The following is a 21,573-nucleotide window of genomic DNA, read 5'->3' as shown; positions in this document are numbered from 1 at the left end:
TCCTGCTGTAATGCGGTATGCTCTCTTTCAGGATAAAACGAGCGGGTCTCGTTGGCGTTTATATAATCACAATGAAGGCGCAAGCGCCCCGCCAGGGGTGTCCGGCGTCAAAGCGGCAAGGAGGAAGCACCGTGAGAGTCATGCCTGCCATTTCGCTGAAGACCCGGGGAGAGGCCACCGGCGCGCCAGACTCCATGCGAATATACCTCCAGGCGGAAGCGACGGCCGGCGTCGCAACCGACGCGCTGCGCCAGTGTAACGAAAAGGCCGCAACTACCGTGGACGGCATCGCCGGGCTCGGCATTGCGGGGGCCACGGTGACCCGCGAGATGTTCCAGTTCTCCAGCCCGGCATCGGGCGATTCGTATTCCTATTCGAACCAGGCCGCCGCGCCCGCAGGCGCCCGGGTATGCCAGGTCATGCGGGTGGAAGCTCCCCTGGCGCAGCCGGCGGATAAGCTCGCGCTCGCAACGCAAATCTCAGCCGTGTTCGACGTGGCCGCAAGAAACGGCGTGAATTTGGGAAGCCGTCCGGCGGCATCGGACGATCCCTTCGGGCCACCGAAGAAGAAGCCGGTGGAATTCGTACTCGCCGACTACAGCGCGTTGCGGGCACTGGCGGTCCACGATGCGATCACGGCGCGGGATTCTATGCGCGAGCAGCTGGCCGAGGCCGGTGTACGCACGGGACACCTGCTCAGCGTGGGTCACTACAAAATCGCCGGATCAGGAGACAGGGAGCGCGTCGCGATGATCGGCCCGGAAGAGAGCGTGCCGGTCGTGGCTTCGGACTCCCCTGATTCAATTTGTATCGTCGTCCTGATTGCCTGGGAGTACGCGCTGGTGGAGGGATGATCGCTTCGCTGGACGACAGCGCGGGCTGGCCCCTTATCAGGAACCGCAAAGAACGCAAAGAACGCAAAAGGGCTTTGTAAAAGGTCGGCGCACTCAAGAAAAGCGTGTGGGTCGCTCGATCAAGACGCGGTGTCTAGTCGGTCCTACAGCGGTCGTATTCTGCTGAGACGCTTTGCGTTCTATGTGTTCTTTGCGGCTAAGAAAAGGTCTGCCAGCGGACTTGGATGCCGGCACGTCCTGTCATTCCGCTTTTTTGCGACGATAGTTAAGTGAGGCCATATCGATATGTAGATCAAAGGAGGGCGCTCTATGGAAATCAAATTGCTTTGTGACCAAGTTCGGCAGACGGCCTACGCCATTCATGCGTACCATGGCCATGGGCTCCTGGAGAAGCCGTACGAGAATGCCCTGGCGCACCGGCTTCGAAAGGCGGGCTTCGTGGTTGAACAACAGTTCCCAATCACGATATTCGATGAAGACGGCACGGTGATCGGGGAGTATGTGTGCGACCTGTTGGTCAATGGGCGGCTTATCGTTGAGCTCAAGGCGGTCAAGGCCCTCGCCCCGGAGCATGAGGCGCAAATTCTGGGATACCTGAAATCGGCACGGATCGAACACGGGCTACTGATCAATTTCGGGTCGTATCGGTTTCAAGTCCGGAAGTTTGCCTGGGACCCGGCGAGGCAACGCGGAGGCGCTTCAGGTATGTGCCCCGCTTCCTCCACCCTATTCAGCGTTGTGATAGCATGGCTTCTTGGATAAGGCTTCATGGGGAGGAACCGCAAAGAACGCAAAGAGCGCAAAAAGGGCATTGTGTTCGTCTGCGGTGTTCCCGATAGGAGGAGGGGTGTTTGAACAGACGGAGCCGCCTGGTTTACTCGCCAGCAGCCTTGCGCCACGCCCATTCTTTGCGTTCTCTGCGTTCTTTGCGGTTACAGAACCCGAGTGCGACAGGCTCCGAGAAAACACCGGGTAGCTCCCCCGATTGCGCCGCTGGCGGCCTTTGCGGTTAAATACGAGGACCATAGGTTCTTGTTCCGGTTGTCCCGACCGCATAGAAAGTCATTCGGTGGATTTCAGCATTTCCAAGTCCTGGCACGAGCGCGCGCGCCAGGTAATTCCCGGCGGCGTGAACAGCGCCGTGCGCGCGCTGGCGCAGCCCTTCCCGCACCACTACTCCCACGCCCGCGACGCGCGGATCTGGGATGTGGATGGCAACGAATTCATCGACTATATCCTCGGCCAGGGCCCGATGCTGTTCGGTCACACGCCGGCCTGCGTGGCGGAGGCGGTGCGGCGGCAGCTGGAGAAGGGCATCCTCTACGCCGGACAGTGCGAGGACGAGGTCGTCGCGGCGGAACTGATGGCGCAGCATATCCCGTGCGCGGAGATGGTCCGCTTCAACTGCACGGGTTCCGAGGCGGTGCACGCCGCCCTGCGGCTGGCCCGCAGCGCGACGGGGCGCGAGAAGATCCTGCGCTTCGAGGGCCATTACCACGGCTGGCTCGACACCATCGCGTGGAACCCGCCTTCGCCCGACGCGGACCTGGGCCCGCGCGAGAACCCGACGATGCGGCCGTCGTCGAAGGGCCAGCTGGCGTCCTACGGCGATTCGCTCGTGGTGCGGCCGTGGAACGACCTGGCGCTCCTGGAAGCGACCTTCGCCGAACACGGGGACGCGCTGGCGGCGGTCATCTGCGATCCCTTCGCCTGTGCGGCGGGGCTGATACCCGCCGAAAAGTCCTTCCTCCAGCGCCTGCGGGAATTGTGCACGCGGCACGGCGCCGTGCTGATTTTCGACGAGGTGATTACCGGGTTCCGCGTGGATCCAGGCGGCGCCCAGGCGTATTACGGCGTCACGCCCGACCTGGCGACCTTCGCCAAGGCCATGGGCGGCGGCCTCCCGGTGGCCGCGGTCGCCGGGCGCGCCGACCTGATGTCCCTGTACACGTCGGGCACGGTGCACTCCGGGACCTACAACGCGATGGCGCTCGTCATGGCGGGCACGCGCGCGGCCCTGGAGCACCTCTATACGGACAACGGCGCGGTGTTGCAGCGGGCCCACGCGAGCGGGCGGCGGCTCTGCGAGGAGCTGGAAGCGCTGGCGGAGCGCTACGGGTTGCCGCTCGAAATGCGCGGGGTGAATTCGGTGTTCAGCACGTCGTTCGTGCCCCCGGGCGCGCCGCCGGTGACCGATCTGCGTTCCGCGCGCCAGGCCGATGCCGAACTCGGGCGGCGCTTTGTGCGCGCATTGCAAGACCATGGCGTTCTGGTGACCTCCTTCGGGATCTGGTTCGTTTCCACGGTCCTCAGCGACGCGGACATCGACGAGACCGCCACCGCCGCCGGGAAAGCCATGGCGGAGATCGCCGGGCGCGCCGGATGAAGCCGCGTGTTGGCATCATCGGGTTCATGCACGAATCCAACACCTTCGCGAGCACGGTAACGGAGCGGCGGCACTTCGAGGAGGCCTTTCTGCATGCCGGCCCCGCCATCGTCCCCGTCTGGAAGGACGCACACCACGAACTCGGCGGCTTTCTCGAAGGGTGCGCCAACTTCGGTCTGGACGCCGTGCCCCTCGTGGCCGCGTGGGCAACGCCCGGCGGCCCGGTGACGCGCGCGGCCTACGAAAGCATCGTCACGGAGATCCTCGCGGCGCTGGATGCGGCGGGCCCGCTCGATGGGCTGCTGGTGGCGCTGCACGGGGCCATGGTGTGCCCCGATTTCGACGACGCCGACGGCGAGACCCTCGAACGCATCCGCGCCCGGGCCGGATCGGACATCCCTATCGTGCTGTCGCTCGACATGCACGGCAATGTCTCGCCGCGGATCGCGTCCATCCCCGATACCCTGGTGGCCTACCGGGCCTACCCGCACACCGACCAGCGCCAGCGCGGCGTGGATTGCGCGCGGATCCTGGCGGGTATCCTTCGCGGGAAGATAGCGCCGCGGATGGCGCACGTGAAGCTGCCCTTGCTGATTCACATTGTGCAGCAGTTTACCGGCGACGGCCCCATGGCCGAACTCTACGCCGAACTTGAGGCGCTGGAGGCCGAGCCGGGCATCGTCACCGTGTCTCTCCTGCCGGGCTATATTTACGCCGATGTGCCGTTCATGGGCGTGTCCGTGCTGGTGACGGCAAACGGCGACGCCGCGCTCGCTGAGGAAAAAGCGCGACAGTTCGCCGACCGCGTGTACGAACGGCGTGCGGCGCTGAACGCGGGGCTGCCGGACGTGGACGAGGCGGTCCAACAGACGCTGGCCACCGAGGGCGCCGTCTGCCTCATGGACAGCGGCGACAACATCGGCGGCGGCGGACCGGGGGATTCGACGATACTCTTCGCGGCCTTGCGCGCGGCGGGCGTGCCGCGGATCTGCGCCGTATTCTACGATCCCGATGCCGCGCGCGCGTGCACCGCGGCGGGGGAGGGTGCCGGCGTAGCGCTGGAAGTCGGCGCAAAGACGGACGCGCTCCACGGCGCGCCCGTTTCGGTGCGCGGGACCGTGACGCGGGTGCATTCCGGACGCTTCATTGAAGAAAGCCCGCGCCACGGCGGCACGCGGGAGTACGACCAGGGACAGACGGCGGTGCTCGCGACCGACGATGGACATACCGTGGTGCTGAACAGCCTCCGCGTCATGCCGACGAGCCTGGAACAGCTGTTGAGCCTGGGGATTGACCCCGGGATCCATCGCGCGATTATCGTCAAGGGAGTTACCGCGCCCCGCGCGGCCTACGACCCGATCGCGGCGCGAACGATCTGCGTGGACACCCCCGGTGTGACGCGCGCCGGCCCGGAAGCGTTTGTGTACACAAAGCGACCGCACCCGCTGTATCCGCTCGATCCGTAATCGAAGCCTCCCCGCAATCGGCCCCGTCTAGCTGTTGGGACCGGGGGCCTCATTCAACTGTTCGACGAGGGGTCGCAACTCGGAAAGCGGGATGCCGAAGACCTTGGCGGCGCGCTCCAGATCGCCGTTGCATTGCGACAGCACCGCGCGAATGAGAGTTTCCTCCGCCTGGGCCAGCGCGTCGAACGAAGAATCGTGATACTCGCGCGGCCGCGGAGCGGGGCTGTCCGTGCTGGGCGGTTTCACGCCCCTGCGGTACAGGGCCCGGGCGATCTTCTCTCGGGTTTCCAGGGTGGAGCCGCCTATACGCCCATCATTGCCCGCGGAGGGGAAACCGTCCTGCGACGGCGTGTCGCCATCGGGCGAGTCCACCGATTCTCCCGCAGCCATGGCGTATTGATTGTAGGCGAGCGGCGAAATCCGCACATGCTGGCGGCCCAGGAGCGCGAGAAGATCCCCCCGGAGACGCCCATCCCGCCGAAGGGCGTCCGGGTCGTGGCTGCTGGTGGCGACAATTCGCCCGCTGAAGGCGCGCTTATTCTGCTCTCCCGCGCGCCGGTAGGCGCCGCGCATCGCGACATCCAGCAAATCGGCCTGGTTTTGATCCGTAAGCGCCTCGATATTCGCCAGGACGAGCGTGCCGCCTTCCGCCTGTTCCAGCAGGCCCGGGTGCGTCGCGTCGCATCCGGCAAGCTCCTCGAAGAAGTCCGGCCCCGCCAGGCTGTTGCAGTCGGCCCATACATACGCTTTCCGGGGCGCCTGCGAACGATCGTGGATCAGCCGCGCGGCCAGCGCCACCGCCGCGTTGTTTTCGCCCGTGATCAGCGCGTAATGGCCCGAGTTGGAAACCGTAAGAATCTCGCGCCGCAGATTGCCCGAGGAGCCCTCCCCGATCAATTCGAGGTGATCGAGGGCTTTTTCGTGATCGAGGTCGCGGGCCGGGGCATACCGCCAGACCTGGAAGGGCGCCGCCGCCTGCGCGATGCCGTCCAGGCGCTCCAGATCGCTGTCCTTGAGTACATAGCGGCGCGCGGCCGAGGTGGCCAGGACGGCCCCCCGGCAATGGCCCGAGACCATCAGCGGGGCGGCGCACGCTAAAAGCTGATCCTGAAACAGGCGGCCTTTCCTGCGGTGCCGTTCGAGCGAGGGACGACCGGTGGCCATGGCGGCGTTCACCTGCGCCACGAGTTCGTCGCTGGCCTCGAACGTGGCGGGGTACCACTGGTAGTCGCTTTCGTTCCCGCACCAGAGCGCCACGGTGACGCCCTCGGGGAAGAGCCCCTCCATTTCCCGAACGCAGGCGGACGCAAAGGCCTCCTCGCACGAGGCGCGGCTCAGGCGACGCCCGAACTGAAACATGCGGAAGACATCGTGCGCGGTGCTCGGAAAAGAGCGGTACGCCGGCGTCTGGTCCATGGCGTCGGGCGGTAGCATGGTCTTGCGCAGGGATACCGTGGAGGGCGGCGGCTCGTCGCCGTTCTGTGCGGTGTTTTCCGAAGAAACGGTGCGCGTGAGGATAAAGGCCGAGGATCCGACGGAAAGCTCGTCGCCCAGGGCCAGCCGCCCCTCGGTGACGACCGTGCCGTTCACCAGCGAAACATTGCGGCTTCCGAGATCGCGAAACACGACCTCGTTCCCCTCCAGATACACCTGGCAATGTTGCCGGGAGACCGTGGGATCTTGAATGTGGATATCGCAGTTCAGACCCCGACCGAGCGTGACGGGGCGTTCGCCAATCGCCCAGCTTTCGCCCCGGCGCGGGCCGGACTTGGCGGTGAGGTGCCAGATCATGCCGCGCCTCCCGCTTGCCGGGCGCGGCGTCGCTCGCCTCGCGCGGAGGGAAACGGCGCACAGCGCCGCGCCGGGATCGCGAATTCGCGCCCGCGCGCTATCACATTACAACCCCGCTCTTCACACACAATAACCCCTTGTATCTACCGCCTCTCCACCCGCCCGCAAAAACCTGACGCCATTATAGTACGAAATCTGCCGTACGACAAGGGGGAAAACGGCCATCAGGCAGGGCAATCGCATTTAGACTCGATCTCGGTATATGGGCGTAAACTTGAGTCGATTTGGAACCTTGAATCAACGATAGTGAGCGTTTTGGAGCGCCGGCATCCGTGCCGGCAAGGTCGGGGATTCGCCGAAGGCGAAATGCCAGCGCTCCAACACGCGCCCTTTTTAACATTGAAGGTGGTTCATGTGGCGCTCGGCTCGGGTTGGAAGTTTAAATGCGATTGCCCTGCGGCTATCAGGCAGGCCCACGCGTAAGAAGGGAAACGATCCCGGATTTGGGGCTTTCTCGGAATCGGCCGCCGCAGAGCGGTGTGGCGGCGCCCGGGCGCGAACGCGCCGCGGACGCCGCAAATTGTTCTCTACGGGGCGGGTACCCAGACATCTCGATCTTTGTACACGGCGGGTATCTCACGCCGGCGCGTTTCGTGGTGCCCCACCACCACCTCACCGGTCTCCGGGATGGTGTATTCCGGAATCCAGACCCGGTATTCCTCCACGCGCGCCTCCTGTACGAGAATGCGCTGCCGCTCGATATGGCCGCGCAACGCGGGCTGGGCCGGCGGGCAGGCCGGTGTAACCACCGGCTGGTTGGCGGTGGCCAGTATGCCCACTACATTCACGATGGCATTGGCGATCGCCGCGTCGCGGTGGGCTTTGGCCAGGGCCTTTTGCCCCTCATAGGGGTCGAAATGGCGGCCGTAACCGTATTCATTGAGCAGAAACTGCCCGAGCAATCCATTCAACGGGTTGCCGTCCAGGCCCGAAAGGCCGTCCAGCGGGGCGTGCCCGGGAAGGCGGCCCACGTCCCCGCCCGGCAGGCGTCCACTCGGAACACGCCCGCCCGCCGTGGGTCGCCGTCCATGCGTAATGCCGCGGATGGCGCTGCTGTTACGCGTCGCGCGGCCAATGTTGGCCTGCGGGCTGACCCGCGTCCCGATGTCAATGCGCGGGGTCTTGATCGGCGCCCCGGGGCGCGCCGTGCTCTGGGCGCTGGCCCATCCACTGAAAGCCAGGGCAATACACGCGATCGGGATCAGAATCCGTTCTGTCTTCATGGCGAACCCTCCTGTTGTTTGTACGCCTGTTCACCAGACGCCGATCCGGGCGCGATATTCAGGCGCGATCCGTACGCGGCGAGCACAGGGCAGCTCTTGGCCGAAATCGGGAAAGAACGAACCACGAATAAGCGCTAATTCACACAAATAACGGCACTTTCCGGTGAAAGCCTAGACGATAATTGGATCGGTTTGCGTTGTTATGTGTTTGAAATGGTCGTAACACCTTAGCGGTCTGAAGTGCGGAACAGCAGGTGTTCGTACGAGTGGAGCCGGTGTCTATGGAGCGCCAGCGGCCCGCCGGCATGGCGCCGAAGGCGCAAAAACACGTTGCCGGAGCCCTTCGACGACACGTTCCTGGTGAGGGTGATCTTTGAATCTCTGCGCGGGTTCTGACGCTCCCCGCGCCACATTTTCTCCACGGCGGTGTAACCATTCCGGCCGCGCCGGGGTAGAGGGGGGCAGGATGGCGCCGCGCCGGGTGCGCGCGGGCCGAAAAGGAGCGTCTCATGATCATGGCGGATGTGTTCAAAATCCTGTTTCTGATTCTCGGCATGTTGCTCTGCACGACCTGTCACTGGCTGCTCTTTGGGGCGCTGTTTCCCGGCGCCGTCGCCCGGGTGCAGGGCATGGCTGTCACGCGTCCGGTAAGAGCCCTCCTGACAGGCGCCCTGGCGGGCGTACCGGCGCTGCTGCTGGGGCTGGGGCTGGCGGCGCAGGGCGCGGGCCCGCTGAAACTCGCCGGCGTACTCATTCTCTCCGGGCTGGTCCTGCTCGCCCTGTTCGGGGCCACGGGCATCGTCCGGCGGGTCGGACAGGGGCTGTCGGAAGGCGGGCCGGCCCGTGCCAGCGGGGCGGTGGTGTTGCGCGGGGGCGCCGTGGTGTCGACCGCATGCGTGCTGCCGGTGGCCGGGTGGTTTGTGTTGCTGCCCGCCATACTGATCGTGGGGCTTGGCGCCGCGCTGATGGCGTGGTGGTCTCGCTCCGCCGCCGCGCCCGCGCCGGTGGCGTCATGATGCTGTCCCGCCGCGGATTTCTGGGAAAGGCCGGCGGCTGCGGCCTCGCGCTGGGGCTGGGGTTGCCCGCCGCGTCCCGCCCCACGCACTTCGCGCCGGACCTGGCTCCGGCGCTCGCGCGCCACGTCCTGAACCGGTGCAGCTTCGGACCGCGCCCGGGTGACGTGGCGCGGGTGGCGGCGATGGGGGTGGACGCGTGGCTGGGGTCGCAGCTTAACCCTGCCCGGATCGACGATCGCGCGTGCGACAAGCGGACGCGGCGGCTCGAGACGCTATCCTGTCCGACCGGCGAGCTGTTCGAATACAAGCCGGAGGTGCTCTGGAGCGAATTGGCGTCGGGCAAACTGCTCCGCGCGTGCTACAGCGAGCGGCAGCTCTTCGAGGTGATGGTCGATTTCTGGAGCGACCACTTCAACATCGACCACTCCAAAGGGGACTGCGCGTGGTTGAAGACTGCGGACGACCGCGAAGTTATCCGCGCGCACGCGCTCGGCCATTTTCCCGATCTGCTGCGGGCTTCCGCGCTGGGTCCGGCGATGCTCTGGTATCTCGACGGGCGCATGAACCACCGCCGCACGCCAAACGAGCAGCCGAACGAGAACTACGCACGGGAATTGCTCGAATTACACACCCTCGGAATCGACGGCGGCTACACCCAGGCGGATGTGATGGAGGCGGCGCGGTGCCTGACGGGGTGGACCGTTCGGAGCGACACATGGTTTGGCAAGGGGCGGGTGGAATTCGATCCGGCCCGCCACGACGGCGGCCCGAAAACGGTGCTCGGGGAATCCATACCCGCCGGGCTGGACGCGGGCGATGTGGATCGCCTCCTGGCCATCGCGTGCGCACACCCTTCGACCGGGCGTTTTCTGGCCCGGAAACTCTGCGCGCGCTTTATCGGTCCGGAGGCCCCCGAAGAGGCGGTGTCGGCCGTGGCCGCGCGCTACGCGGACACCGGCGGCGACATAAAGGCGATGCTGCGCGTGATATTCGCGACACCGGCCTTTCGCAAGCCCGGGAGCCCGCAGTTCAAGCGCCCCTTCCACTACGTGGCCTCGGTCATGCGCGCGACCTTGGCGGACGTCCAGCACACGGAGCCGTTGCTGGAGTACCTCGGGCGTATGGGCCACGCGCCATTCCAATACCCGACGCCCGATGGGTACCCCGAGAGCGGCGAAGCGTGGCACGGCACGCTTTTCTGGCGCTGGCGCCTTCTTGAATCGCTGGATCGCGGGGCCGTGGAAGGGGTTTCCGTCGACTGGGACGGCATCGCGCGAAACGCCGGCGGGCGCGCGGCGATCACGCGGGACTGGATCGGGATCGCGGCGGAAAACGCGGGCGAGGTGGGACGCTTGGCGCTGCTGCTGGCCGGACCCGATTTTCAAGGATATTAACAATGGCTCAATCGAACATGGCGTTGAAAATTCGGCCCGAGTCCGCCCATACCCTCGTCGTGGTATTCCTCCGAGGTGGGGCCGACGGGCTGAGCATGGTTCCCCCGGCGGAAGACGATGCGTACTACCGCGCGCGACCCCTGATCGGGGTTGCCGCGCGCGACACCGCGCCGCTGGACGGCCACTTCGGGCTGCATCCGGCGCTGGCCCCGCTCCGGCGCGCCTACGACGCCGGCGACCTGCTAATCGTGCACGGCGCGGGTTCGGAGGAGGACAGCCGCTCCCATTTCGCCGCCCAGGACTACCTGGAACACGGCGGAACCGGCGCGGGCGGCTGGATCGGACGGTATCTCCGCGAAAACACGCGCGCGTCGGGAAACCCACTGGCCTCGGTGGCCTTCGGCACGCGCTATCCGGAATCGTTGCGCGCCGCGCCCGCCGCGGTTGTCGTCAGTTCGCTCGCGGATATTGCGCTCGGGCCCGATGCCGGGACGTTTGTAGACGATCTGGGGGCGGCCTACGCCGCAACACGCCTGCCCTGGGGCGGTGCCGGCGAATCCGTGGTGCGCGCGATTCGCCGCATCGAAACCATCCAGGCGCGGCTTGCGGGCGGCACGGACACGGACTACCCCCAGGATCCGTTCGCGCAGCAACTGCGTCAGGCCGCCCAACTCATCAAGGCCGGGGCCGGGGTCGAAGCGGTGACGCTGGATCTCGACGGGTGGGACAGCCACGTGGCGTCTTCGCCCCTGATTACGCCGCTGATGGCCCGGCTCGCGGCGGGATTAATCGCCTTCTATGACGACCTCGGAACCGATCGGGAGCGCGCAACCGTGGTGGTGATCAGCGAATTCGGGCGGCGCGTGCGCGAAAACGCCTCGCTGGGAACCGACCACGGGCGCGGCGGCCTGATGATGGTGCTGGGCGGCGGGGTGCGGGGCGGACGCGTACTGAAGGGCTGGAACAGCCTGGAGGCCGACGCCCTGGAAGGCCCGGGCGACCTGCCCGTAACCTACAATTTCCGGGACGTGATCGCGCCGATTTTCCAGCGGCACGCGCCGGATCTCGCGTTGAACCGGGTTTTTCCGGGGTATACACTGGCCCCGCTGGACATCATGTGATGGCGGTGTCCGGGATATCGCCCCAATGAATCCGGGAGTTTGCATGCGTGAGTAGCTGGGTCCTTGAACAGCGGTGGCCAGGCCGTTCGCGGTTCGCGGTGCGCTGCTGGTTTCCGGCGGTCCTGGCCGTGCGCCTCGATCCCCCGCCCGATGATGACCCGGCCGCGATCGCGGCGTGGGAGACCGCCTGCGTGCGCGAAGTGCGGCGCGGTCGCCCCGAGGCCTTCAATCCCCTGGTGGCCTATTACGCGCCACGGATCCGGGCCTACCTTCACCGCATGGTGCGCCACCGGCAGGAGGCGGAAGATCTGACGCAGGAGACGTTCCTGAAGGCCTACCGGTCGCTGGGGCGCTTCGACGCCGGCCGTTCGTTTCGCCGCTGGCTCTACACGATTGCCACCAACACCGGGCTGAACGCCCTGCGAAGCCGCCAGCGACGGGGGGTGGCGGTCGATCTGGAGCTGGATGCGCTGCCGGAACGCGGGCCGGTGGCGCCGTCCGCCGAGAAGGAACGGCTGGAAGCGGCGCTGGCGGGGCTTGCGCCGCGCGCGCGGCAGCTTGTGACGCTCCACTACCACGAAGGCTTCACACTGGCGGAGGCGGGCGCCGTGCTGGGCATTGGCGAAGGCGCCGCCAAGGTCGCGCTGTGCCGGGCGCGGCGCCAGTTGCGCGAAATGATGCTTCAGGAGGCGGACGATGGATTGTAAGACGGCGCGAGACGCGCTGGACGCGGCCTTTGACGGCGGCGTGCCCCCGCCGGTCTCCGTGCGCCAGCACCTTTTGTCGTGCCGCGCCTGTGCGGCCCATGCGCGTTCGCTCGAAGCCCTCGAACGCGCATTGCGCGTCACGCCCGAAGCCATTGCGCCCGATCCCGCGCTGGTCGCCCGAATTCAGGCCTCTATCGCCGCGCAGCCGCCACACGGGCGCCTGTCTCCGGCCTGGGCGGCTGGTCTGGCCGCGCTTATCGCGGTGGCAGTCGCGGGCGGCCAGTATGTGGACCTGCCGGACTGGATCGGTCGCGTCCGTGAGCTCCAACTGACGGCGCCCGCGTGGGACGCGCTGGCGTGGCGGTTGCCGCCCATGGGATTTGACGCGGAAGCACTCCTGAACGGCCTGGGCGCCGTCGGGACTTCAGGCCTCGCTCTGATCGAGCGGATTCCGGTAGGTCCACTCTCCTGGGCGGGCCCCCTGCTCGCCCTGGGCCTGGCCGCCGCGTGCATTGTAAATGCCCGGGAATACCTGGGCAGGCCGAGACACTAGCCAGAAGGGAACGCATAGGAATGGAAAAGCTCGTAGCAACGGCGCTGGCGGTAATCGCGGGGACATGCGCGATCCTGGTGTTGAAGGCCGCCGTAGTAGCCTGGAATCTCTGGTTCGCCTGCGCGCGCCCGGAATTCTCTGAGCGCATATACCGCGTCTACACCGGCCACCCGGTTCGGGCCGGGATCATCGGCGCGATCAACACCGCGGTCGGCCTGTTCGCGGTGCTGGTGATGCTCCAAATCAAGCCCCTCGGGCTGCTCGCGATTCTCCTGTTCGGCGGGATTTGCGCCGTGCACCTCTGGGGCCGCATCGGGGCCTACCGGCTCACCGCCGATCGCCTCGCGGGGGCGCCGGACGCGCCCCTGGACCACTCCGCATGGGTGCGCGCCGCGGCCGTGACCGAGCTGGCCTTTCTCGTGCCGCTGGTGGGGCAAATCCTCTACCTCGGCGTAACCCTGCGGGCGGCGGGCGCGTTTGTCCTGGCGGCGCTGGGGCGCGGAAAGCCGGAAGAATAGCGGGGCAGGCGCGGGGAGGCGGGTCAGGCGCCCGGCAAATCGGCGGGAAGGCTGATTTCGAACCACGCGCCCGCGCCGGTATTGTTTCCGTAGGTCACCTGGCCCTCGTGGGCGGTTACGATGCGGTGGACAATGGAAAGGCCGAGGCCCGTGCCGCCCTCCTTCTTGGTGAAGAAGGCGCTGAAAAGATCCTCGCCCTCGGCGATAAAAATACCGGGGCCTTCATCCTCCACGCGAAAGCACACGCGCCCGCCGCGGGTGTGAATCCGCGCCAGAACGCGGGACCCCGAATCGCAGGCTTCGATCGCGTTCCGCAGGATATTGCTCAGGGCCTGGGCCATCTTTTCGGCGTCCACGTGGATCTCGGGGAGGCCGTCCTCGTGTTCCGTATCCACGGTGACCTCGCGTTCGGCCGCCAGGGGGCGGACGAGCGCGATGGATCGCTCCAGCACGGCGGCGGGCGCGCAGACCGACTGCTCCAGGGCGAAAGGCCGTGCGAAGCTCAGGAACTGGCTCACGAGCCGTTCCATCTGCCGCGTTTCCGAATAGATGGTCGTCGCCTTGGTGTGGACCGGGTCGCCCTCCTCGCTTTTGCGCAGGAGCAGCTCCGCCATGCCCGCGATGACGCTGAGCGGGTTGCGCAGTTCGTGAACCACGCCGGCGGTCAACTCGCCGATCTGGGCAAGCTGCTTGTTGAGGTCCGCCGTGCGCTGGAACCGGCGCAGTTCGGTCAGGTCGATGAAGAGGAAGATGGCGCCGTTGAAGGCTTCCGGCCCCTGGAGCGGGGAGGCGGTAATACCGAGCACCCGGTGCTCCCCGGCGCCCGGAACGGTCACTTCCCGGCGCGAAATCACGTGCTGCCCGGATCGCAGTTCATCCATAATCCGGAGAATGGGGGGCGACAGCTCCGCCAGCGCGTTGAGGCGCTTTCCCGGGGCCAGGAGGGGCGGATCCACGTCCAGGTGGCGCGCGGCGGCCGCGTTAGCGGTCAGGATGACGCCGTGCGCGTCCACCGCCAGCACACCGCTGGCGAGGCTGGAGAGGATCTGTTCGTGGATTTCGGGGTGTCCCGTCTGTCCGTCCATTCATCCGATCTCCATCGCGTATTAGAGGCGCTGCCGGATCTCGCGCGCCAGCAGTCCAAATTCCTCAAGGCCCAGCGTCTGCGGGCGGCGGCCCGGGTCGATGCCGGCGGCGTCCATCGCGTCCAGCACGGCTTCGCGCGGCGCGCCGAAGGCGCCGGATTTCGTCAGCGAATTGCGCAACGTCTTGCGCCGCTGCGCGAAGGCCGCCCGAACGACCTTCATCAGGAACAGTTTTTCGTCCCGGGGCATCGCCTCTTTCTTGTCACACCGGAAGCGCACGATGCAACTATCCACCTTGGGCTTCGGCACAAAGCAGGAGGCGGGCACGCGGTGGACAATATCGACGCTGGCGTAACAGCGGGCGGCGACGGAAAGCACGCCGTAGTTTTCGGCCCCGACGGGCGCCACCAGGCGCTGGCCGACCTCCTCCTGCATCATCACGACGAGGCGCGAGAAAAACAGCGGCGATTCAAGCACATGAAAGAGGATCGGGGTGGTGATGTAATAGGGGAGGTTCGAGAGGAACTTGTAGCTGGTCCCCCCCGGTATGAACTCATCCACAAGCTTCTCGACCGGGTGGTTCAGGAAGTCGCCCCGGAACAGGTGCACGTGCCCGATTTGCCCGAACTGGTCCTGAAGGCACGGCATAAACGAGTTGTCGATTTCGACGGAGAGCACCTGCCCCGCGGCGGGGTGTATCCGGCGCGTTAGCGCGCCCAGGCCCGCGCCCACTTCGACGACATAGTCGTCCTTCGTCAGGGCCGCCGCGTCGATCAGGATCCGGTTGATGTTGTCGTCCAGCAGGAGGTTCTGGCCGAGCGCCTTCTTGAACGTGATGCCGTAGCGCTGGCACATCTCCCGCAGGTTCATATCGGCGGGGGGATCAGCGGGCCTCATGGGCGGCTCCGGGGGCGTCCAGGCGGGAAGTAGCCGGGCCGAATGGCCGGGCGCAGGGCGGATTCTGATAAGAAGGGGGCAATGGGTCGGAACCTTGGCGCTTGCGGGGAACGGGGCGATGGGTGCGGTTTGCTGGTGTCTTGCGAAGGGCCGCCACCCGCGACTAAACGCCTCTATGGTACCGGCAAAGGCTTTTCCAAGTCCAACAGCCATTGACCCGATTTGCGGACCCTGCTATCATTCGCACGGAACGAGGGATTGTCGATGCCACAGGTGATAATCGAACAGCCGGGGGTGCCGCCGATGACGGTGCCGCTGTCGGGCAACGAAACCCGTTTCGGGCGCTCCGAGGACAGCGACGTGGTCCTGGTGGCGGACGAGGTGTCCCGGAACCACGCAAAAATATGCCGCGTCGGCAACAAGTCGGTGCTGTTCGACCTCAAGAGCCTCAACGGGACCTATGTGAACCGCCAGCGGATCGTCGAGCGGGTGCTCTCGCACATGGACGAGATCTGGTTTGGCAGCCGCTGCCACCTCGTCTTCCGGGACGACACCCAGTACGGCAAGGATAATCCGGACGAGACCCCCTATACGATCAATCCCGACCTCGTGAAGAACCTGGACAAAATCCGCGAGGAAATGGACGAAATCGGCAACAGCATGACCCTGATCGGGCAGCCCACGCCCCGGTTTATGGGCGAGCCGCGCGAGCAGGTGTCCGCGACCCCCGAAGAAATTGTCAAGATGAGCCGGGCCTACCGGCGGCTGGCGGCGCTGCACAAGGCCAGCCAGATCATGGCGTCCGGCTTCGACCTGCGGGAGCGCCTGGCCCAGGTGCTGGACATGGTCATGGAGGTCATGAATGCGGACCGCGGCTTTGTCATGCTGCGGGAGGGGGACACGAACAACCTGAACGTCAAGGTGGCGCGGGAGATGGGCCGGGAGCTGGAGGCGAGTTCCCCCAGCATGGGCATCGCGGGGCGCGCGGCGATCGACGGAGAGGCGGTGTTGATGCTGGACAGCCAGAACGACAGCGAGTTCGGCATGCGCGAGAGCATTATCCGGTCCGAAATTATGAGCGCGATGTGCGTGCCGCTGAAAATCGACGACCGCATCCTCGGATCGATCTACCTGGACACGCGCAAGCCCCAGGTCACCTTCAACGAGGAGGATCTCGAGCTGTTCGCGTCGCTGGCGTCGCAGTCGGCGATGGCGATTGACCACGTGCGCCTGCACGACAAGGTGGTGCAGGCGGAGATGAAGCGCATCGAGTTCGGGCGCTTCCTGAGCCCGGCGATCGTCGATAAGATCATGTCCGAGGAAAAAGCGGTGGAGCTGGGGGGGCAGCGCGCGCGGGTCAGTACGCTCTTCTGCGATATCCGCGGCTTCACCAACACTGCCGAGCGGATCGCGCCGGCGGACCTGGTGCAACTGCTGAACGAATACTTCACCGCGATGACGGAAATCATCTTCCAGTACCAGGGTACGCTTGACAAGTACGTGGGCGACGAGATTATGGCCGTGTTCGGCGCGCCGGTGCCGCTCGAAAACGACGCGCTGGCGGCGGTTTCGGCGGCGGTGGCGATCCAGCAGCTCAACGCCGAATTGAACGAGGTCCGGAAGAAAGAGGGCCGCCACGTCATCCAGCTTGGTATCGGAATCGACACCGGCGAAGTGACGGCAGGTTATTTCGGGTCGCCCATGCGGATGGAGTATACGGTCGTGGGAGACCGGGTAAACACGGCGAGCCGCTTTTGCAGCCTGGCCGGCCCGGGCCAGGTCATTGTTGGCGAGGAAACGTGGTCGCGGATTTCCGATAAGGTGGAGGGCAAGCCGATCGGCGAGGTGTTGCTGAAGGGGAAAGCGCTCGAAGTGCGCGCGTATGAGGTGACATCGGTCCGCGATTAGGCGGCGCTCAGAAGCCGATTTTGACCGTGATGACGATGCCGATGGCCGCGAACACGAGCACGGCGACATGCCGGCCCCACAGCGCAAAGACCCCCGGCCCCGAATCGCCGCCGCCGCCCGAACTCAGCGCCGCGAGCGACGCCGTCGAATGGATCCGCGCGCGCTCCGCGTCACGGGCCTCCTCCAGTTCCCTCATCCGGGTTGCCCGCGCCACCGTCTCCGCGGAAAGCCAGGTTACGCCTTGATCCGTTTCGATCCGCTCGAATCCGGAGTTCTCATAGCGGAGGCGGCGCTTGGCGGACGATTCGGGCTCGGCCTCGCGCACATTCTGCTTGAGCACGGTGGCGCTCGGATAATTGAACCACGGCTCGTCGCGCACCAGTTCGAGCTGGGCGGGAAGCGCAAGGCGATCGAAGGCGTCGGCAAATTCGCCGCGCGCCCGGATGGCGGCGGCCACCGTGACGTCCTGGCCGCCATCCTTGTAGGTGATAGTGAATATGGTGGCCCCGTCGGGAATGGCGGGCGTGATCTGGCCGAGCGAAACCAGCCATAATACGATCATCAAGTTGTTCATGCGCTAGAGTATAGGCAATTGTTCCGCGCGAGACAAGCGCGTTTTTCTCGGGCCAGGTTGGATTACCTATGACGGATTTCGAGTGGGCGTGCGCGATTGCCGGAACGGCGGTCTTCGCCTGCGTCACGATCGCCGTGGCGGTTCGCATGCTGCGCCTTATGCGCGGCGGGGATACCCTCGTTCTCCGGAACCGTGATGGCTCCTTCAACATGGCGTGCTCCGTCTGCACCGCGCGCGCCGATGTGCGCCCGGATTCCCTGGCGCGGCTGAGCGCCGCGGAGAAGGCGCTGGTGGTTCGGGAACGGCCCGAGGCGCTCGGCAAGGATCTGGCCGAGTTCGTCTGTCCCGAGTGCGATGCCGCGCACTGCTTCAGCATGGCCCGGGGCGCGATGCGGCTCGTCGGGGTAAATCTGTATGAGGGGCAGTATTTTCAGGTACAGTGCAAGGAATGCCGCAAGCCGCTCGATCCCCCGCCCTGGCCGTTGGGCGCCTACGATGGCGCCCTCGACGAGGCTCCGGGGGAATTGGACGATTTCGGTTTGCAGTGCCCGTTTTGCGGAGCGGTTACCTGCGTGGCGTGTTGCCGGATCACCACCCGCAACAGGACAGGAGACGGCTCGCTGCTGTGCCCGCGCTGTTACCGGGGACCGCTGGAGCGCTTCTACCATCCCGCGTCCCATATCCGGCGGAACCAGCGGGCGCCTCACGGGATTAACGGATAGCGCGGCGCGCCCGCTGGAAGCAGCTTGAGGGCGGCGCGCGGGCGCGCCGGGGTATGGAGTGGATAACCATGTGTAAATGGCCAGCTTGCGGCGTCTGCGCCGCACTCATCGTGGCGATCGCTTGCGCGGGCTGTGGCAAGACGGCCCGCCAGACGCCACTGGAGGGGCCGGCGCGCACAGACGCGGCGCGCGCGCCCGGGAGCTTCCCTCCGCTGAGTGTGGATACGGCCCTGTACCCGCATTTGGGGCCGGCGGTCCGCCATATTGGAGAAACGGCGGGCGGCGGCGTGGTCCTGGCCGCGGGGATGGAGGAATGGCGCGTTGCGCAGGCGGCGATCAGCCGGGCCGAGTACGCGAGCGGGCTGCGCCGCCTGGTCGCCGGGCTGTCCTGCCAGGTGCAGGTCACGCCGAACTACGCTTTCCTTTATCCCAACGGATACGACGCCCTGGCGGCCCTGTCGATCCAGGAGAGCATCGACGCGCGGTACCGGGACATGACCGCAAGCTACGCGATCGGCGCCGGGACCGGCCTGTACGATGCGTTTGCGCTGCTGGGCGCCGCGCTGGACACGGCGATCGTGGCCGATAACCTGCTGGACGAAGCGTGGTGCGGGGAACTGGCGATAACAGACGCGCCGGTTTCGGCTATCGTGGAGGCCGTCCTCAAGTCGGCGCTGGTGCCCGCGGGTTCCGTGGCGGTCGAAAGCACCAACTCGTACATTCTTGTGCGTTCGGTGGAAAATCGGAACCGGGGCGACGCTTGCGTAAACCGGGAGGGGCTCTCCGGCGACCAGCGCCAAATGCTGCGGCAGGTGGTCAATGTGCGACTGCCCCGCGTGGACGCCGGAACCGCCTTTGGCATTGCGATGCGCCCGCTGTCGGCCTGCCTCCCGCTACTATCCGAACAGTTGGGCGTCCCCGTAACCGCGGACGCGGACGCCGGACGCCTGCCGGTCAATGCGGCGGTCATGCACGGCGTCACCCGGGAGACGGCGCTTAACCTGATCGTGTGGCAGTGGCCGGTGCCCAATTTCGGCTACCGGGTGACCGGCGAGGGAATCCACTTCATCCGGCGATAGCGGAATCGGTAACATTTCAGCCGAGCGAAGTACAGTGGCGAAGTACAGTGGCCAAACTCGAGCGATATGCTGAATAAAGGCTACGTGCAACTATGGAGCGCCGGCGGCCCGCCGGCAGATTGCGCCGCCGGCGCAAGAGAGCATTCTGGAAATGCTGCCGTTGCATAAAAAGCCGCGTGTCGCCGGAGCACTCCGGCAACGTATTCTTGCATCTTCGGTGCAATGCCGGCGGGCCGCCGGCGCTCCATACACACCGGCTCGACTAGTGAAAACACATACTGTTCCGCACTTCAGACCGCTAAAGTGTTACGCGGAAGCAAACGGGAGCGGCGCGGGCGCGCCTCAGGTCCCCGGCGCGTGCAGCTTGGCCAGAAAAGCGGTCGCGCGCTCCTGCATCTCGATGGCCAATTCGTCCACGCGCTTGCTGTAGATGCCGTGGAAGGCGAGCGCGGGGATGGCCACGCAGAGGCCCGCGATCGTGGTCACCAGGGCCTGGGAAATGCCCGCCGCCAGCACCTGCGGGTTGCCGAGCCCGTCCTGCGTGATGGCGTCGAACACGGTCACCATGCCCAGAACCGTGCCGAGGAGGCCGATGAGGGGGCTGATGCCCGCAATGATCTCGAGCAGGGTGAGCCCCCGCTCCAGGCGCGCGACGTGGGTGCGCCCGACGGCGTGCATCGTCTCCAGGAGCTGCGCGTGGCTCAGGTGCCGCAACTGGATCAATTCCTCCGCAAGCCGCGCGAAGGCTCCGTGCGTGCGCTGGCAGACCGCCAGGGAGTGGGAGGGAGTGGCGCCGCCCGCGTTTCCAAATTCATGCAGGATGCGGACGATTTCCGGGGGGATGACCTTGTCGCGGCGGAGCGCGGCGGCGCGTTCGATGACGATCGAAAGCGCCACCAGGGAACACAGGCCCAGCGGCGCCATCAGCCACCCACCCTGCTGGATAAGTTCGTAAAATTCGGTCATGGGTCTTCCCCGCCGCCGCGGTCGGCGGCGTGCTTCGGATTAATGAAAGTTGTAATTCTTTAGCCGTATGAAGTTGAGTACCAGTTTTACCGCGAATGGACACGAATAAGAAACCGAAATTCAGTTCAAGCAGCCTTTTCCCAGACCCGCGGCCAGGCATCCAGGCAACAAGAAACCTGATTGGCCGCGGAGAACATAGAGCAACCTTTCGCCGCAACGAAGGAGTTTTTCCAAAGATCCGCGCAGACACCAACCCGGCTCTCTGGCGCTGCCGGTCTCTATCTCTTATCTGTGGCGTTCTGTGCAAATCTGTGGAAAAAATATCCACTTCAAGAGATCAAAGGCGGACCTGTTATCGTTCCATTTCAGTCCTCGAACCCGGTCAATAGTCTCTCTTATTCGTGTGAATTCGTACTGCTATCCGTCATTTTCTTGTTTTTTCTGCAAGTTCTTGCGCGCAATACCTCCGTAACAATCTGTTGTAAAAGCATTTACGAATTGGAAATTCCAAGGAGAATTTCCGGGCCGTCCCATGAATATCGTGGCCGGTATTCTTCTATTGACCACGGATTACACCGATGACACGGATTGCCGCGACGCTCGAACAAGATTAGACCGAGCAGCCCGCCACCCGTTCCACCCCGGATGCTGAACAATCCGAACAGGCTGCGTCGAAAATCGCACGCAGCCGCCGGCACGCCTCAACGGCCGGAACCAATTGCTATCCGTGTCATCCGTGTCATCCGTGGTCACAAATCCTGATCGTGGCCAGCCGCCGCTCCCGGCGCATTCGTCTGCATTGCTGTCCATTCGTGGTCAAAAACGCACCCTCATTCAACCACCTACTTCATCTGCGTACAAGAGCCATCCTCTGCGCTCTCTGCGGTTAAAGCCCTTCTCTGTTTCTCTTCGTACCCATCGTGGTGATCAGTTCCCTGGCTGCGGCCAGAGGCTCCCCCGTGTCCTTTGTGATCTTTGCGCTCTTTGTGGCTCCAAATCCAATCCCCCGCCCACCGTAACCGCGCATCGCGCCCTGGATCGTCTCCTCTGCGCCTTTTCTCCTCTGCGCCGTCGCGTGAATATCAATCCTTCTCCAACCTCTTTCCTTCGTGGACTTCGTGCCCTTCGTGGTGATCAATTCCTTGGTTGCGGCCAGCGGCTGCCCCATGCCCTTCGTGGTGATCCCATATTCAGTTGCGCCAACAGGCTGCCCTGCGTTCATTCGTGGTTGAAAAACTTCTTTGCTTCAGACG

20 protein-coding genes are annotated in these 21,573 nt (G+C 65.4%); 13 read left to right on the top strand and 7 right to left on the bottom strand.

Annotated elements, in window-relative coordinates:
- Positions 1-131 precede the first annotated feature (131 nt).
- The 4 genes from KF886_03460 (at position 132) to KF886_03445 (ending at position 4,706) form a co-directional block, all read left to right on the top strand.
- Positions 132-854: an SIMPL domain-containing protein gene (locus tag KF886_03460; protein MBX3176394.1), complete on the top strand. Its 723-nt coding sequence runs from the start codon at positions 132-134 to the stop codon at positions 852-854.
- A 309-nt stretch (positions 855-1,163) separates the two neighbouring features.
- A complete protein-coding gene (locus tag KF886_03455; GenBank protein ID MBX3176393.1) occupies positions 1,164-1,616 on the top strand; it encodes a GxxExxY protein in 453 nt (150 codons plus the stop codon).
- 307 nt (positions 1,617-1,923) lie between these two features.
- Positions 1,924-3,240, top strand: a complete 1,317-nt coding sequence (locus KF886_03450; GenBank protein ID MBX3176392.1) for an aspartate aminotransferase family protein — start codon at positions 1,924-1,926, stop codon at positions 3,238-3,240.
- Positions 3,237-4,706 carry a M81 family metallopeptidase gene (locus tag KF886_03445; protein MBX3176391.1) on the top strand — a complete coding sequence of 490 codons (1,470 nt, stop codon included), beginning with the start codon at positions 3,237-3,239 and terminating at the stop codon, positions 4,704-4,706. The genes KF886_03450 and KF886_03445 overlap by 4 nt, the downstream gene beginning before the upstream one ends.
- A 27-nt stretch (positions 4,707-4,733) precedes the next feature.
- On the opposite strand, the gene KF886_03440 is transcribed toward KF886_03445, so the two are convergent.
- On the bottom strand, positions 4,734-6,497 hold the full coding sequence (locus KF886_03440) for a sigma 54-interacting transcriptional regulator (GenBank protein MBX3176390.1): 1,764 nt from the start codon (positions 6,495-6,497) through the stop codon (positions 4,734-4,736).
- Positions 6,498-7,084: 587 nt separating this feature from the next.
- Positions 7,085-7,780, bottom strand: coding sequence for a hypothetical protein (locus KF886_03435; GenBank protein ID MBX3176389.1), 696 nt, complete (start codon positions 7,778-7,780; stop codon positions 7,085-7,087).
- Positions 7,781-8,289: 509 nt separating this feature from the next.
- Between KF886_03435 and KF886_03430 the strand changes: the two genes are divergently transcribed.
- Genes KF886_03430 through KF886_03405 form a run of 6 tightly spaced genes read left to right on the top strand, consistent with a single transcriptional unit; the run spans position 8,290 to position 13,089 of the window.
- Entirely contained in the window at positions 8,290-8,796 is a 507-nt protein-coding gene (locus KF886_03430; protein MBX3176388.1) for a hypothetical protein, read from the top strand.
- Positions 8,793-10,190 (top strand): DUF1800 domain-containing protein, encoded by a 1,398-nt coding sequence (locus tag KF886_03425; protein ID MBX3176387.1) that lies wholly within the window; start codon positions 8,793-8,795, stop codon positions 10,188-10,190. The genes KF886_03430 and KF886_03425 overlap by 4 nt, the downstream gene beginning before the upstream one ends.
- A gap of 2 nt (positions 10,191-10,192) precedes the next feature.
- Positions 10,193-11,311, top strand: coding sequence for a DUF1501 domain-containing protein (locus KF886_03420; protein ID MBX3176386.1), 1,119 nt, complete (start codon positions 10,193-10,195; stop codon positions 11,309-11,311).
- Positions 11,312-11,358: 47 nt separating this feature from the next.
- Complete coding sequence (locus KF886_03415; GenBank protein ID MBX3176385.1) at positions 11,359-12,018, top strand: RNA polymerase sigma factor; 660 nt, start codon at positions 11,359-11,361, stop codon at positions 12,016-12,018.
- Positions 12,008-12,571, top strand: a complete 564-nt coding sequence (locus KF886_03410; GenBank protein MBX3176384.1) for a hypothetical protein — start codon at positions 12,008-12,010, stop codon at positions 12,569-12,571. The genes KF886_03415 and KF886_03410 overlap by 11 nt, the downstream gene beginning before the upstream one ends.
- Before the next feature lie 20 nt (positions 12,572-12,591).
- Entirely contained in the window at positions 12,592-13,089 is a 498-nt protein-coding gene (locus tag KF886_03405) for a hypothetical protein (GenBank protein MBX3176383.1), read from the top strand.
- A gap of 23 nt (positions 13,090-13,112) precedes the next feature.
- Here KF886_03405 and KF886_03400 read toward each other — a convergent pair whose 3' ends face one another.
- Both KF886_03400 and rsmA read right to left on the bottom strand, forming a co-directional pair.
- Complete coding sequence (locus KF886_03400) at positions 13,113-14,174, bottom strand: PAS domain-containing protein (protein MBX3176382.1); 1,062 nt, start codon at positions 14,172-14,174, stop codon at positions 13,113-13,115.
- Positions 14,175-14,195: 21 nt separating this feature from the next.
- Positions 14,196-15,071, bottom strand: a complete 876-nt coding sequence (rsmA, locus tag KF886_03395) for a ribosomal RNA small subunit methyltransferase A (protein ID MBX3176381.1) — start codon at positions 15,069-15,071, stop codon at positions 14,196-14,198.
- A 264-nt stretch (positions 15,072-15,335) separates the two neighbouring features.
- Between rsmA and KF886_03390 the strand changes: the two genes are divergently transcribed.
- Positions 15,336-16,979 carry an FHA domain-containing protein gene (locus KF886_03390; protein ID MBX3176380.1) on the top strand — a complete coding sequence of 548 codons (1,644 nt, stop codon included), beginning with the start codon at positions 15,336-15,338 and terminating at the stop codon, positions 16,977-16,979.
- Positions 16,980-16,986: 7 nt separating this feature from the next.
- Here KF886_03390 and KF886_03385 read toward each other — a convergent pair whose 3' ends face one another.
- Positions 16,987-17,541, bottom strand: coding sequence for a hypothetical protein (locus KF886_03385; protein ID MBX3176379.1), 555 nt, complete (start codon positions 17,539-17,541; stop codon positions 16,987-16,989).
- A gap of 80 nt (positions 17,542-17,621) precedes the next feature.
- Between KF886_03385 and KF886_03380 the strand changes: the two genes are divergently transcribed.
- The gene (locus KF886_03380; protein ID MBX3176378.1) at positions 17,622-18,275 is read left to right on the top strand and encodes a hypothetical protein; all 654 of its coding nucleotides are present in this window, start codon (positions 17,622-17,624) and stop codon (positions 18,273-18,275) included.
- 68 nt (positions 18,276-18,343) lie between these two features.
- Positions 18,344-19,354, top strand: coding sequence for a hypothetical protein (locus KF886_03375; GenBank protein MBX3176377.1), 1,011 nt, complete (start codon positions 18,344-18,346; stop codon positions 19,352-19,354).
- A 342-nt stretch (positions 19,355-19,696) separates the two neighbouring features.
- Here the strand turns inward: KF886_03375 and KF886_03370 are convergent, their stop codons facing one another.
- Both KF886_03370 and KF886_03365 read right to left on the bottom strand, forming a co-directional pair.
- Positions 19,697-20,320, bottom strand: coding sequence for a MotA/TolQ/ExbB proton channel family protein (locus KF886_03370; GenBank protein ID MBX3176376.1), 624 nt, complete (start codon positions 20,318-20,320; stop codon positions 19,697-19,699).
- An 886-nt stretch (positions 20,321-21,206) separates the two neighbouring features.
- A complete protein-coding gene (locus KF886_03365; GenBank protein MBX3176375.1) occupies positions 21,207-21,542 on the bottom strand; it encodes a hypothetical protein in 336 nt (111 codons plus the stop codon).
- Between the last annotated feature and the right edge of the window lie 31 nt (positions 21,543-21,573).

The organism is Candidatus Hydrogenedentota bacterium (assembly GCA_019637335.1).
Lineage (GTDB): Bacteria > Hydrogenedentota > Hydrogenedentia > Hydrogenedentales > JAEUWI01 > JAEUWI01.
The sequence above is the reverse complement of the archived record's forward strand: the minus strand, read 5'-3'. Positions and strand labels throughout refer to the sequence as shown.